Origin of the sequence: Pseudomonas sp. PDM17, from assembly GCF_014851985.1 — a bacterium.
GTDB lineage: Bacteria > Pseudomonadota > Gammaproteobacteria > Pseudomonadales > Pseudomonadaceae > Pseudomonas.
Genome location: NZ_JACVAT010000001.1, coordinates 393,187 through 405,966, shown reverse-complemented (window position 1 = coordinate 405,966; position 12,780 = coordinate 393,187). Strand labels below are relative to the sequence as shown.

Sequence of the window (12,780 nt, the reverse complement as noted above, 5' to 3'; positions counted from 1 at the left end):
CATAGTCATTACTAATACCCGCTGCGAATCAGCCGGGTTTCAACGCCGGGCTATCCCGACACCGTCAGGGCGTCCGACAGGGATGCGTCCTACCTCTTCTTGACTTGCCAGATCAATCACCGAAACCACGCTGTCGGGCGTACAGGAAATGAACGCGCGTCCTGTCGCTGCATCGATGAAGATTCCGGCGCCGCGCCCGATTTGCAGACGCTTGAGCGGCTTGCGAGTGGCTCTGTCATAGAACACCAGCGCGCCGGTTTTCACACTGACCACCAATACCTGCTTGCCATCGGGTGTGAACTTCAATCGATGGGCGCCGTCCAGCCCGGTAGAAATCTGTGACGTTAGCCTTTCCGCCTGCACATCGACGATAGACAAGATGCCGCCGGGCGTAACAGTCCAAAGCTCCCGACCATCGGGAGAGACGTCGAATCCTTCGGCGCCCTTGCCCACCGACACCAAGGTCTGCACCCAGTCCAGCCGCGGCTTTGCCGCTGGCGGTAGGACTCCTGTTGGCGGCATGGCCGGGGCTACCATGCGCTGCTCGAGCAGGCTGACCGTACCGGAACCGACGTTGGTGGCGTACATATGCTTAGCGTCCGGACTCACGTACAGCATGTGCGTCGTGTCTTGTCCTGTGCCCATGACCCAGTCCACGCGTCCCTGCGCCGGATCGAAGCGCCCCACGGCCTTTGAGCCCTGAGCGGTGAACCAGAGCTTTCCGCCCACGTAGGCCAGTCCATGCGGGCCGATCAGCGGCAAGGTGCTGATCGGCGTCTGGGCGACGGCATGAGCCAGGTCGATCACATCGATTTCGTGGAAGGCCCCGTACCCCGGATTGGAAACGTAGGCCACACGCCCATCAGTCGTGACTTCCACTTCGTGCGGGTCAGGCCCTAGCGCAACCTGCGCGATCAGCTCGAAGTTGAGTGGATCACGGAGCTGGAGCTGGTGGTCGGTCTTGGAGGCAATCAGCAGCAACTGCTTAGGCGTTTCCGCTGCCATGGCGGCGACAGGTAGCACCACCAGCAGAGCCGACAGCAGTAGTTCACTCAGCTTCATCGAGCGCATCTCCTGGGGTGTATTTCAGCGGCTCTGGTAGCGTTCCAGCCAGTGTGCGTATGGCGCCGGTAACACCCACGTTGACCGCTCGATCTCCAACGCCTGCGCCGCACGCAACGGCCAATGCGGATCTGCCAGGTGCATGCGCCCCACCATTACCAAGTCCATCTGCTCTTGAGCGACGACGCGCTCGGCATCCGCCGGCCGCTCGATGCCCCAGGACGATGCTACGGGAAGCCGCGCTTCACGGCGCACGCGCTCGGCAATCGGGGCGAGGAAGGCCGGCCCCCAAGGGATGTCGGTCTGCGGGATGGAGAAGCCGACGCTGACATTGAGCAGGTCTAGACCTTCATCGCGCATCAGGCGGGTCAGCTCGATGGATTCGGCGAGGGTCTGCTCGTCACGGCCGTCGAACTCGATGACTCCGAACCGTGCGGTCAGCGGCAGGTATTCGGGCCAGACCTTGCGTACCGCACGCAGGGTTTCCAAGAGGAAGCGGCTGCGTCCAGCGAAGTCCCCGCCGTATTCGTCATTGCGCTGGTTGGCGTGGACGCTGAAGAAGCTTTGCGCCAGGTAACCGTGGGCGAAATGCAACTCCAGCCATTCGAAGCCTGCGTCACGGGCCCGCCTTGCAGCGGCAACGAAATCGCGCTGGACGCGCTCGATGTCTTCCCTGGTCATGGTGCGCGGCACTTTCGGCAGATTAGCGCCGAAGGCCAAAGCAGACGGTGCGATAGTCTGCCAGCCGCTGGGGTCGCCTTCGGCGATGTGATCGTCGCCTTCCCAAGGTCGGTGTGCGCTGGCTTTTCGTCCCGCGTGGGCAATCTGGATGCCCGGCACTGCGCCAGCGGCCTTGATCGAGGCGGCGATCTGCGCCATGCCCTCGGCCTGCTGATCATTCCACAGGCCGGTGCAGGCTGGTGTGATGCGTCCTTCGGGCGACACCGCGGTCGCCTCGACAATAACCAGTCCGGCGCCGCCGCGGGCTATACCGGCGTAGTGGGCTGGGTGCCAGTCATTGGTGAAACCGTTGCGGGCCATGTATTGGCACATGGGCGGTACGGCGATGCGGTTGCGCAGTTCGACGTCTTTGAGGCGGAACGGAGAGAACAGGGCGGACATGGACTTCTCGCTCAGAAAAGAATGACAGGTTTGCCGGAGAAACTGCGCTGCCGCAGGTCTGCAAGGCGCTCGGGCAACGATTCGAATTCGCCGATGACCAGCGGTTCGGTTTGCAGTTGTCCCTCGGAGGCGGCCAGCAGCAATCGCTCACCGGCGGCTACCAGGCGCGCCCAGTCGACGTCGTCGCCGTGCCGGTGTAGTGCTCCCAGGGCCACCTCATGCATCGATAGCGCGCGACCGAATGGCGGGTTAGGCCAATCGCTGACGCGCCCCTGGATGCACAGCAGATGGCCATTGGCGCGCAGAGCTGGCGCCAATCGCTGCGCATGGTCGCTGCCGATGCAGTCGATCAAGGCATGGAATCGCTCACCGGCGGCCCAGACTTCGTCATCGGCCAGCGGGCCGGGTAGCACCTGGGCGGCGCCCAACCGCTGCAGCCGCTGCCAGTGTCGCGAATGGCACATGACGCTGACCTGCACACAGCGTTCGCTGGCGAACTGCACCAGGTACTGGCCGACGGCGCCGCCGGCCCCGCTGATTAGCAGAAGGTCATCTTCGTGCAGCGGCAGCTTGTCGAGGGCCTGCCAGGCGGTCAGTGCCGGGCAAGGAAAGCCGGCGGCACGGGCGAAATCCAGCGCATCCGGCAGACACATCAGCACTCGCGCGGCAACGGGCGTGTGCTCGGCAAAACTACCCGGCTTGTTCAGATCCTGGTGATAGGCCACGCGCCGCCCCAGCCAGTCTTCATCGATACCCTGACCGACCGCTATTACGGTGCCAGCGCCATCAACGCCGGGGATTTTCCCCGGCTGCCAATCCACCAGCTCACCGCCTAGAACCTTCCAATCCACGGGGTTCAGGCCGATGGCAGCGTTGCGCACCAGCACTTCACCCGGCGCAGGAACGGGCAACGCGCGGCTTTGCAACTGCAACTGCTGCGCCTGCGCACCGCCTTGCCAAGTCCAGGCCCGGGATGAACTCATTGGTAGGCACCAGCCGAATAGGTCAGCTCGTAGCTGTGGCTGTATATCTCCAGGATGTTGCCGAAGGGGTCTTCCATGTAAACCATGCGGAAGGGCTTCTCGCCGGGGAAGTACTCACGCACCGGCATTCGCTGCTTGCCGCCGGCGGCGACGATGCGGGCGGCCAAGCCCTCGACGTCCGGATCCTGCACGCAGAAATGGAAGACGCCGGTCTTCCAGTACTCGAAGTTGTTCTGCGGACGCTCGGCATTGGGAAACTGAAATATCTCCACGCCAACGCGGTCACCAGTGGACAGGTGGGCGATGCGGAACGAGCCCCAGCCAGCGCCGAACACATCGGTGCACATCACGCCAATGGCAGAGTCGTCTTCGCTGATGGTGGTGGGCGGCATGATCAAGTACCAACCCAGGACTTGGGTGTAAAACTCAACGGCGGCGTCCAGGTCGGTGACGGCCAGGCCGATGTGGGAAAAGCTGCGGGGATAGGTGGCGCTCATGGCTCAGGCCTCGATGATACGGATGTATCACCAGCCTAGGGACGAACCGCTATAATGAAAACAACGCAGATGTTATTGAACCAATAAGAGATCGTTATGCTTAATCCCCAGTGGCTGCGCACTTTTTCCACTCTGGCTGAGGTCGGCAGCTTCACGCGCAGCGCCGACCGCCTAGACCTCACCCAGGCCGCCGTCAGCCAGCACATCCGCCATCTGGAAGAACAACTCGGCCCTTTGTTGATCCGCCGGCCGCGCCTGCTGGAATTGACGCCTGCCGGTCAGGCACTGCTGCGTTACTGCGCCGAGGTGAACCAGGCGGATCGCCGCCTGCGCCAAGAGCTGGAAGGCGCCGATGCCGAACACGGAGAAATCGCTCTGATCAGCCCCGGCAGCATCGGCCTGTTCCTCTATCCGCTGCTACTGGAGATGCAGAAGGCCACGCCTGGGCTGGTCGTACGCCACCGTTTCGCACCTGACAGCGAGGTGCTGAGCGCTGTGCTGGAAAACCACTATGAACTGGGCCTGCTCAGCTTCAAGCCTGACGACCCGCGCCTGAGCGCGAGGCTATTTGCCGAGGAACCGCTGGAACTGGTGGTGCCGGCGGGAATCGAGGTGCACGACTGGCAAAGCCTGGAGCGCTTGGGTTTCATCGACCACCCCGACGGCCAGGCCATGGCTGGCCGCCTGCTGAGCCGCCGTTTCCCCGGCAACCCTGGGCTCCGTAATCTGCCGCTGCACGGCTTCAGCAACCAGATCGGGCTGATCCTCGAGCCGGTCGCCCGCGGCCTCGGCTTCACCGTCTTGCCGCGCTACGCCCGACAGGCATTCGTCCGGCAGGACGAGATCGCCGTAATGGAATGTGGCGCCCCGGTGGTGGACAAACTCTGGCTGATCCATCGAGCGGAGTGGCCCCTCTCACGGCGGGCAGCTAAATCGATCGAAAGACTCACTCTTCATATTTCCTCGCTTACTCGGCCGAGTTGAAGCAGTTAGCACCTCTCAATCGCATTAATTATCGGCTGGAACCGCAAACGAGGCGTGGAAGCTTTGCCGTCTATGTCTGCTATTGGTCGGCAGCTGCCCATCACCGTTGGCCGCAAGCGGTCAGAAGCAGCAATCACCCAATTCCACATGCATTTAGAGGCTGGATGAACTCGACCCACATGGTCGTGGGCACTACGGCGCCGCCGTCTGAGATCGGCCAGAAGCGGACGCTCAAGTACAATGAGGCTTGCGCAAAACATATGGAAATCCGTATATTCGATTTTCCATATGCAAGGTGAAGCCATGATCACTCCACCCGAAGTCTTCAAGAGCCTGGCCGACGAGACCCGTGTTCGCGCCACCCTGCTCATCGCCAGTCTGGGCGAACTCTGCGTCTGCGAGCTGATGTGCGCGCTGGACGACAGCCAGCCGAAGATCAGCCGCCACCTGGCGCAACTGCGCAGCACCGGGCTGCTGCTGGATCGCCGCCAGGGCCAGTGGGTCTATTACCGCCTCAACCCCGAGCTGCCCGCCTGGGTGCACGAGATGCTGCAGGTCACCCTGCTGGCCAACGCGCAATGGTTGGCCGACAACACCCTCCGCCTGCAGAACATGGACGGTCGCCCGGTCCGTGATGCCGCCTGCTGCTGATCCCTTCGAGCGAGTCCTCCATGCTGGTCGCCGTTGCTGTCTTCGTCTTCACCCTCGTTCTGGTCGTCTGGCAACCCAAGGGCCTCGGCGTCGGCTGGAGTGCCGCACTGGGTGCGATCATTGCCCTGGCCGCCGGCGCGGTTTCGCTGCATGACATCCCGACCGTGTGGGCCATCGTCTGGAACGCCACCGCCACCTTCATCGCGGTCATCATCATCAGCCTGCTGCTGGATGAGGCCGGGTTCTTCGAGTGGGCCGCATTACACGTCGCGCGTTGGGCGAATGGCAGCGGCTACCGGCTGTTTGCCTTCTGCATACTGCTCGGTGCTGCCGTCTCGGCGCTGTTCGCCAACGATGGTGCGGCACTGATCCTCACGCCCATCGTCATGTCGATGCTGCTCGCCCTGCGCTTCTCGCCCGCCGCAACCTTGGCCTTCGTCATGGCTGCGGGCTTCATCGCCGACACAGCGAGCCTGCCGCTGGTTGTCTCCAACCTGGTGAATATCGTCTCGGCTGATTACTTCGGCCTGGGCTTCGCCGAGTACGCCTCGGTGATGGTGCCGGTGAACCTCGCCAGTGTTGCCGCCACCCTGCTGGTGCTGTTCCTGTTCTTCCGTCGCGACATCCCGAGGCAGTACGCGCTCGATGCGCTGAAAGAGCCGAAGGCGGCGATCCACGACCGCGCTACCTTCATCGTCGGCTGGTGGACGTTGCTGGTGCTGCTGGTCGGCCTGTTCGCCCTGGAACCGCTGGGCATTCCGGTCAGCGCGGTGGCCGCTGCCTGTGCGGCCATTCTGTTTGCCGTCGCCGCTCGCGGGCACCGCATCTCCACCCGCCGCGTGCTGCGCGAAGCGCCCTGGCAGGTGGTGATCTTCTCCCTCGGCATGTACCTGGTGGTGTACGGCCTGAAGAATGCCGGCCTCACGGACTTCCTCACCTACCTGCTCGACCGCCTTGCCGAACAGGGTTTGTGGAGCGCGGCCATCGGCACCGGCCTGCTCTCGGCGCTGCTGTCCTCGGTGATGAACAACATGCCCAGCGTGCTGGTCGGCGCCCTGTCGATCCAGGCCAGTGGCGCGGACGGCCTGGTACGCGAGGCGATGATCTACGCCAACGTGATCGGCTGCGACCTCGGCCCGAAGATCACTCCCATCGGCAGCCTCGCCACGCTGCTCTGGCTGCATGTGCTGGAGCGCAAAGGCATGCGCATCACCTGGGGCTACTACTTCAAGGTCGGCATCCTGCTGACCCTGCCCGTCCTGCTGATCACCCTTTCGGCCCTGGCGCTGCGCCTGAGCCTCTGAAGTCCGCGTCAAGCGGAGGAGACCTCCATGCGAGTCCTGTTCATGTGCACGGCCAACAGCTGCCGCAGCATCCTCTCCGAAGCGCTGTTCAACCACCTGGCGCCGGAAGGCTTCGAGGCGGTCAGCTCCGGCAGCTTCCCCAAGGGCCAGGTGCTGCCGCGCAGCCTCACCACCCTGCAGCAGGCCGGTATCTCCACCGCAGGCCTGAGCAGCAAGGGTAACGACGCGTTCGAAGGCAATCCGCCGGACATCGTCATCACCGTCTGCGACAAGGCCGCCGGCGAAGCCTGCCCGGTGTACTTCGGGCCGGCACTGAAGTCCCACTGGGGGCTGGAAGACCCATCCGATGTGGTGGGTGATGAGCCCGCCATCGACGCCGCATTCCGCGCCACGCTGGCCCGCATTGAGCTGCGCTGCCGGGACTTCTTCGCCCTTCCTTTCGCCACCCTCGGCCGCGACGAACTCAAGCGCGAGCTGGATCGCATCGGCGCTCTCTGAGCAGGAGGAACCATGTCCGAGCAACTGCCCAATCTCGACCTTTCGCTGTTCGACCTGCCGCCAGCGGCAACCCGCACCAGTGAGCACAAGCCACGCATCTTGCTGCTCTATGGATCGACCCGCGAACGCTCCTTCAGCCGCCTGCTGGTGGAGGAAGCCTCGCGCCTGCTGGAGCACTTCGGCGCCGAGACGCGCATCTTCAATCCTTCGGGCCTGCCTCTACCTGACGACGTGCCGGTGGAGCATCCCAAGGTGCAGGAGCTGCGCGATCTTGTGCAGTGGTCGGAAGGCCAGGTGTGGTGCTCGCCGGAGCGGCACGGAGCGCTATCGGCCGTCTTCAAGGCGCAGATCGACTGGATTCCCCTGGCGCTCGGCGCCGTGCGCCCCACCCAGGGCAAGACGCTCGCTGTGATGCAGGTCTGCGGCGGTTCGCAGTCGTTCAACGTGGTCAACCAGCTGCGCGTGCTCGGCCGCTGGATGCGCATGTTCACCATCCCCAACCAGTCCTCGGTGCCCAAGGCTTACCTGGAGTTCGACGACGCGGGGCGCATGAAGCCGTCGGCGTACTACGACCGTGTGGTGGATGTGATGGAGGAGCTGGTGAAGTTCACCTTGCTGCTACGCGATCGCCAAGACTTCCTGGTGGATCGTTATTCGGAACGAAAGGAAAGTGCCGAGCAGCTTTCCGCCCGCGTGAACCAGCGCTCGATTTGAGGTCGCCATGCCCATCGAAATCCGACAAGCACGCCCCGAAGACGCACCGGCAGTCCAGCTCATCTACGCTCCCATAGTGGCTGGCACGGCAATCTCCTTCGAGGAGGTACCGCCGACCATCGAGGAGATGCGGCAGCGCATTGTCTCGACGCTGCAGAACTACCCGTACCTTGTTGCAGAGCGCGATGGGCGCTTAGTTGGCTACGCCTACGCCAGCCAGCACAGGGCACGCGCCGCATACCGATGGGCAGTAGATGTGACCGTCTACATCGCAGAGGGTGAGCGTCGTGCTGGAGTGGGTCGCAGTCTCTACGCCGCGCTGCTTCCCATTCTTGCCAAGCAGGGATTCAACGCGGCCTACGCCGGTATTGCGCTACCCAACGCTGGAAGCGTCGGTTTGCACGAGCAGCTCGGGTTCCGGCACATCGGCACCTTCCCGCAGGTCGGTTTCAAGCTGGGCCGGTGGCACGACGTGGGCTATTGGCGACTGGAACTCGGTACGCCGAGCAACTCGCCCAACGATCCCCGTCGATATCCGGAAATCACTCGCTGAGCGTCCGCTATGGGTCGGTAGCTGCCTGAACCAGCAGAACGGCAAGCGATAGAACGCCAGCGCAAGGCTGCCGTTCTCCATGCTCCCTAAGCTTCCAGCTCGGCAAATGACGCTCACGCTGCGATGATCCACTCCGCAGCGCGCTCGGCGATCATGATCGACGGGGCGTTGGTGTTGCCGCCGACCAGGGTGGGCATGATCGAGGCGTCGACGACGCGCAAGCCTTCGATGCCGTGCACGCGCAGTTGCCCGTCCACTACGGCCATCTCGTCGCTGCCCATCTTGCAGGTACCGACCGGGTGGTAGACGGTATCGGTGCGCTTGCGCAGCAGCTCGATCAGTTGCTCGTCGCTGGAGAGGTTCTGGCCGTACAGGTCCTTCAGGCCATACCTGGCCAGCGGCGCCTGGCCGGCGATGTCCTGGACCATGCGATAGCCCTTGAGCAGCGTGCTGACGTCATCGTCATGGCCGAGGAAGTTGGGGTCGATACGCGGCGCGGCGAAAGGGTCGGCCGAGTTCAGGCCTACGTTGCCAATACTTTTCGGCCGCAGCACGCAGACATGGCAGCTGAAGCCGTGTCCCCAGTGCAGCTTGCGGCCGTGGTCGTCGATCGGGCCGATCACCGCGTGCAGCTGGATATCCGGGCGCGACAGGTTCCCAGAGGTTTTCAGGAAGCCACCGCTTTCGGCGCAGTTGCTGGCGAAGGGGCCGGTGCGCTCGCGGGTGTAATCGAAGAAGGCCTTGCCCATGCGCAAGGTGCCCCTGGCGGAGATCCCCAACAGGCTGGTGTCATGGCTCTTGTAGCATGCGACGAAGTCCGGGTGGTCCTGGAGGTTCTTGCCCACGCCGGGCAACTCATGCTGCAGGGCGATACCGTGCGGCTTGAGATCGGCCTCTGCGCCGATACCCGACAGCATCAGCAGCTGCGGGCTACCGAACGCCCCCGCGCTGAGCAGGACTTCCTTGCGTGCCTTGAGCTCCAGGCGCTCGCCCTTGACTGACACCTGCATGCCCGCGGCGCGCTTGCCTTGCAGTAGGATGCGCTGGGCCGTGGCTCCGGTAATCACCGTGAGGTTGCCGCGCAGCTCGCGGATGGGCTTGAGGAAGGCCGAAGCGGTGCTCCAGCGCCGGCCCTCGCGGATGGTCACGTCGTAGTGCCCTACCCCTTCCTGCTCGGCACCGTTGAAGTCGGCGTTGCGCGAGTGCCCGGCCAACTGGGCTGCGTCGAGGAAGGCATTGGTAACCGCATGCGGCTGCACCCGGCCGACATACAACTCGCCATCGCCACCGTGGTAGTCACAGCCGCCCAGGTGATGGCCTTCGCTCTTGCGGAAGTACGGCAGCACGTCGTCATAGCCCCAACCCGTGTTGCCCAGGTCCTGCCAGTCGTCGTAGTCGCTACGATGCCCGCGAATGTAGATCATGCCGTTGATCGAGCTGCTGCCGCCGAGGGTCTTGCCGCGCGGCTGGTAGCCAATGCGGCCGCCCAGGCCGGGTTGCGGGACCGTCTGCAAGGCCCAGTTGACGTGGCGGGTCGGCAGGATGGCGGCGACGCCGATCGGCGTGTGGATCAGCGGCGAAGTATCTTCCGAACCGGCCTCCAGCAGGCACACCCGTACCGAGGGGTCGGCACTCAGACGATTGGCCAGTACGCAGCCGGCCGAGCCGGCACCCACGATGATGTAGTCGAATTCCATACTTGTTCTTCTCGGTTTGCGGGCGATACGCACCGAGCAGCAGTTCTCGGCGCAGACCGCTGGAATTCTTCGCCGCCGAGGCGCACATTAATTGACTTTCAACGACTAGTTTTTGACTTTAGACGACTGTGACCGCCCTCATCCGCACGACCTCGTTCATCGGCTTTCCGCAACTGATCGCTCAGTTGGGCGGGGATTGCGAGCACTTGCTGCGCCGCTTCCAGATCGCCCCCGCCGCACTCGAAGACGACGAGGCACGGGTACCGCTGCGCGCCCTGGTGGGCGTGCTCGAATGTGCCGCCAACGAACTGGACTGCCCCGACCTGGGCCTGCGAATGGCCGAGTACCAGGACCTCCAGGTGCTCGGGCCGGTGGCGCTGATCGCGCGGAATTCGGCCACGGTAGGCCAGGCGCTGGAGGAAATCTCGCGGTTCATCGGCTATCACAGTCCCGGCATCGATGTGCAGCTCGACCGCAGTGATCGCCAGGCGCCGCGGCTGCTGATCGAGATTCGCCTGCCCGGCCCCACGCGCCTGAGGCAGATGCAGGAGCTGGCACTGGGGGTTGGCCACAACACCCTGAAACTCCTGTGCGGCAGCCAGTTCAGCGCCCGCTCCCTGCTGCTCAGCGGCTCCGGCGCACTGCCCCCCGCGCGCTACAAGCGCTACTTCAAGACCGCGGCCTACTTCAACCAGGATTGCAATGCCCTGGTCCTGAGCAATGAGCAACTGGGCATGCGCATCGAACAACAGGACCCGCAGCTGCACCGGGTGATGCTGGACTACCTGCGGCCCTTCGATGCCCAGGCCGCCGCCGGCCTGGTACGTCAGGTGGAGAACCTGATCCTGCGGACGCTGCCCACCCAGCGCTGCCGAATCGGCCTGATCGCCGAGCAACTCGGTCTGCATGAGCGGGTGCTGCAACGTCGCCTGGCGGAGCTGGGAACGGGATTCGAGCAGGTGCTCGAACAGGCTCGACGTTCCTGCGCGCAACGCTACCTTGCCGAGCGCCACATGCCGATGTCCCAGGTCGCGGGCTTGTTGGGCTACAGCGAACAGAGCGTGTTCAACCGAGCCTGTCGCCGCTGGTTCGATGACACGCCGCGCGCGATCCGGCGACAATTGCTCGACGGCAGCGCCGCAATTGACCCTGAAGATCCGCCCTACCGCTAGCGCAGTTGGAGGCTACCGCACCAGCCCCAGTTCCTTGGCCCGGACAATGGCCTGTGTGCGCCGGGCCACTCCCAGTTTCAAGTTGATCTTCTGCGCATGGCTCTTGACGGTGTGCAGTGAAATGAACAGCTGCTCGGCGATGTCCTGGTTGGACAACCCTTGGGCAATCATCTTCAGCACCGAGAGCTCGCGCGGGCTGAGCAACACCGCTGCGGCCTGCTGGTCCTTCGGCCTGAGCGAGTCCTTGCCCCAGCGAATCAGGCCGGGATTGCGCAGGCTGCAGTGGTACTCGGCGCTGAGCATGCCAGTCTGCCGGGACAGTGCCATCGCATCGAGCAACGCCCGCTGCGCGCCGCCCTGCTGACCCTTGGCATAGAGTGCTTCGGCCATGCCGAACCACAACTCTATGGCAAGACTGCGACGCTCCTGCCGCAGGGCCGTCTTGAGCATGCCCTCGAAGGCATCGCTGACCTCTTCACCCATCGCCTGTCGTGCATGCAGCAGCGCTACCTGCAGATGCTGGACCAGTTCGGGATTGCCGTACGGAGGTCTGTTGCCTTCAGCGCCGCTGTACTGCCGAAGCCCCTCTTCCAGCGCGGCACGAGCGCGGCCGGCATGGCCTTCCTGAATCCACAGGCGGGCGTAGCCGAGCAGCAGCAGGTTCTGGTACAGCGGCTCAGTGATGTTGCGGAATTGCAGCAGGCGCTCCGCATCGGCCAGACGCTGGTGAGCCTGGCCGAGCGACTTGTGCATCGCATCGAGTTCGGCCAGGCCGATGTAGCCCCAGGAGGCAGCCGGGTCTTCGCAGTCCAGGCATTCCTGCAACCCGGCTTCATAATGCCCGCGGGCAACGGCGTAGTCGCCGCGCCGCGCCAGCAAGGCACCCAGGCGCAGTCGTGTCCGGCCGCGCAGGGGGTTGGCCTCGCCCTTGCCTTCAACGCACAACTCCCGGTGCAACTGCTCGGTCAGGTGCAGCGCCTGAGCGAGTTCGCCGCGCATTTCCAGCAACTGCACCTGCTGCAGCAGCAATACTGCTTCGAGCATGCGGCTCCCATGGCGGCGCGCCATCTTGATGGCATCGCGGTGAAACTGCTCGGCCGTCTCCATTCGCCCGTCGACGATTTCCACTTCGATCAGCGCGGTGAGCACGATCACATGCTGCGCCCAGGCGGACTCCGGCAGATGATCCAGCGCCTCGCGCATATGCCGTGCGTCGGCCTTGCCCCGGTGGTATTCGAGCTTGCCGGACAGCGCCTGGCACTGCGCGAGCAGCTCGCGCTGACGCTGTGCCGTCGGCTGCGGCAGGAAACGTTGCAATTGCGCCGCGCAGACTTCCGCCTCGTCGAGGCGGCCGCTGATGAGCAGCGCCCAGGAGTTCAGGATCAGCAGGCGCGGCGTACTGGAGATCAGCTCGCCAGGCAGCAGGTTGCGCCATCGGAGCACTCGGGCCATCTGGCTGCCGTGCAGCAGTCGGTCGCGGGTGAAGTGCTGCAACAGGCTGGCGGCAATCTCGGGCTGCTCCGCGAGCAGCGCGTAATCGATT

At 64.1% G+C, this 12,780-nt stretch carries 12 protein-coding genes and 2 pseudogenes; 7 read left to right on the top strand and 7 right to left on the bottom strand.

Annotated elements, in window-relative coordinates; translation table 11 throughout:
- Window positions 1–39 precede the first annotated feature (39 nt).
- From IB256_RS01855 to IB256_RS01840, 4 genes are read right to left on the bottom strand one after another with little or no spacing between them, the layout of a single operon-like run.
- Window positions 40–1,062, bottom strand: a complete 1,023-nt coding sequence (locus IB256_RS01855; RefSeq protein WP_225601577.1) for a YncE family protein — start codon at window positions 1,060–1,062, stop codon at window positions 40–42.
- A 24-nt stretch (window positions 1,063–1,086) separates the two neighbouring features.
- Window positions 1,087–2,184 (bottom strand): NADH:flavin oxidoreductase/NADH oxidase, encoded by a 1,098-nt coding sequence (locus tag IB256_RS01850; protein WP_192291613.1) that lies wholly within the window; start codon window positions 2,182–2,184, stop codon window positions 1,087–1,089.
- 11 nt (window positions 2,185–2,195) lie between these two features.
- Window positions 2,196–3,167, bottom strand: a complete 972-nt coding sequence (locus IB256_RS01845; RefSeq protein WP_192291615.1) for a zinc-binding dehydrogenase — start codon at window positions 3,165–3,167, stop codon at window positions 2,196–2,198.
- Window positions 3,164–3,664 carry a lactoylglutathione lyase family protein gene (locus tag IB256_RS01840; RefSeq protein WP_138216959.1) on the bottom strand — a complete coding sequence of 167 codons (501 nt, stop codon included), beginning with the start codon at window positions 3,662–3,664 and terminating at the stop codon, window positions 3,164–3,166. Before IB256_RS01840 ends, IB256_RS01845 begins: the two co-directional genes overlap by 4 nt.
- Before the next feature lie 96 nt (window positions 3,665–3,760).
- Between IB256_RS01840 and IB256_RS01835 the strand changes: the two genes are divergently transcribed.
- The 6 genes from IB256_RS01835 to IB256_RS01810 all read left to right on the top strand — a co-directional run bounded on the left by IB256_RS01835 (window position 3,761) and on the right by IB256_RS01810 (window position 8,368).
- On the top strand, window positions 3,761–4,648 hold the full coding sequence (locus IB256_RS01835) for a LysR family transcriptional regulator (RefSeq protein WP_192291617.1): 888 nt from the start codon (window positions 3,761–3,763) through the stop codon (window positions 4,646–4,648).
- 303 nt (window positions 4,649–4,951) lie between these two features.
- The gene (locus IB256_RS01830) at window positions 4,952–5,299 is read left to right on the top strand and encodes a metalloregulator ArsR/SmtB family transcription factor (RefSeq protein WP_192401095.1); all 348 of its coding nucleotides are present in this window, start codon (window positions 4,952–4,954) and stop codon (window positions 5,297–5,299) included.
- A gap of 20 nt (window positions 5,300–5,319) precedes the next feature.
- A complete protein-coding gene (locus IB256_RS01825; RefSeq protein ID WP_192401093.1) occupies window positions 5,320–6,603 on the top strand; it encodes an arsenic transporter in 1,284 nt (427 codons plus the stop codon).
- Window positions 6,604–6,630: 27 nt separating this feature from the next.
- Entirely contained in the window at window positions 6,631–7,101 is a 471-nt protein-coding gene (locus IB256_RS01820; RefSeq protein ID WP_192401091.1) for an arsenate reductase ArsC, read from the top strand.
- 12 nt (window positions 7,102–7,113) lie between these two features.
- On the top strand, window positions 7,114–7,815 hold the full coding sequence (gene arsH / locus IB256_RS01815) for an arsenical resistance protein ArsH (RefSeq protein ID WP_192401089.1): 702 nt from the start codon (window positions 7,114–7,116) through the stop codon (window positions 7,813–7,815).
- A 7-nt stretch (window positions 7,816–7,822) separates the two neighbouring features.
- Complete coding sequence (locus tag IB256_RS01810; RefSeq protein ID WP_192401084.1) at window positions 7,823–8,368, top strand: arsinothricin resistance N-acetyltransferase ArsN1 family B; 546 nt, start codon at window positions 7,823–7,825, stop codon at window positions 8,366–8,368.
- Between the two features lie 113 nt (window positions 8,369–8,481).
- Here IB256_RS01810 and IB256_RS01805 read toward each other — a convergent pair whose 3' ends face one another.
- Window positions 8,482–10,065: a GMC family oxidoreductase gene (locus tag IB256_RS01805; protein WP_192291631.1), complete on the bottom strand. Its 1,584-nt coding sequence runs from the start codon at window positions 10,063–10,065 to the stop codon at window positions 8,482–8,484.
- Window positions 10,066–10,193: 128 nt separating this feature from the next.
- Between IB256_RS01805 and IB256_RS01800 the strand changes: the two genes are divergently transcribed.
- On the top strand, window positions 10,194–11,237 hold the full coding sequence (locus IB256_RS01800; protein WP_192291633.1) for an AraC family transcriptional regulator: 1,044 nt from the start codon (window positions 10,194–10,196) through the stop codon (window positions 11,235–11,237).
- 12 nt (window positions 11,238–11,249) lie between these two features.
- Here the strand turns inward: IB256_RS01800 and IB256_RS30930 are convergent.
- Together IB256_RS30930 and IB256_RS30925 are read right to left on the bottom strand one after the other, a co-directional pair.
- Window positions 11,250–11,438 (bottom strand): annotated as a pseudogene (locus tag IB256_RS30930) (response regulator transcription factor); the annotation flags it as partial.
- A gap of 111 nt (window positions 11,439–11,549) precedes the next feature.
- A pseudogene (locus IB256_RS30925) lies at window positions 11,550–12,689 on the bottom strand (helix-turn-helix transcriptional regulator); the annotation flags it as partial.
- Window positions 12,690–12,780 lie beyond the last annotated feature (91 nt).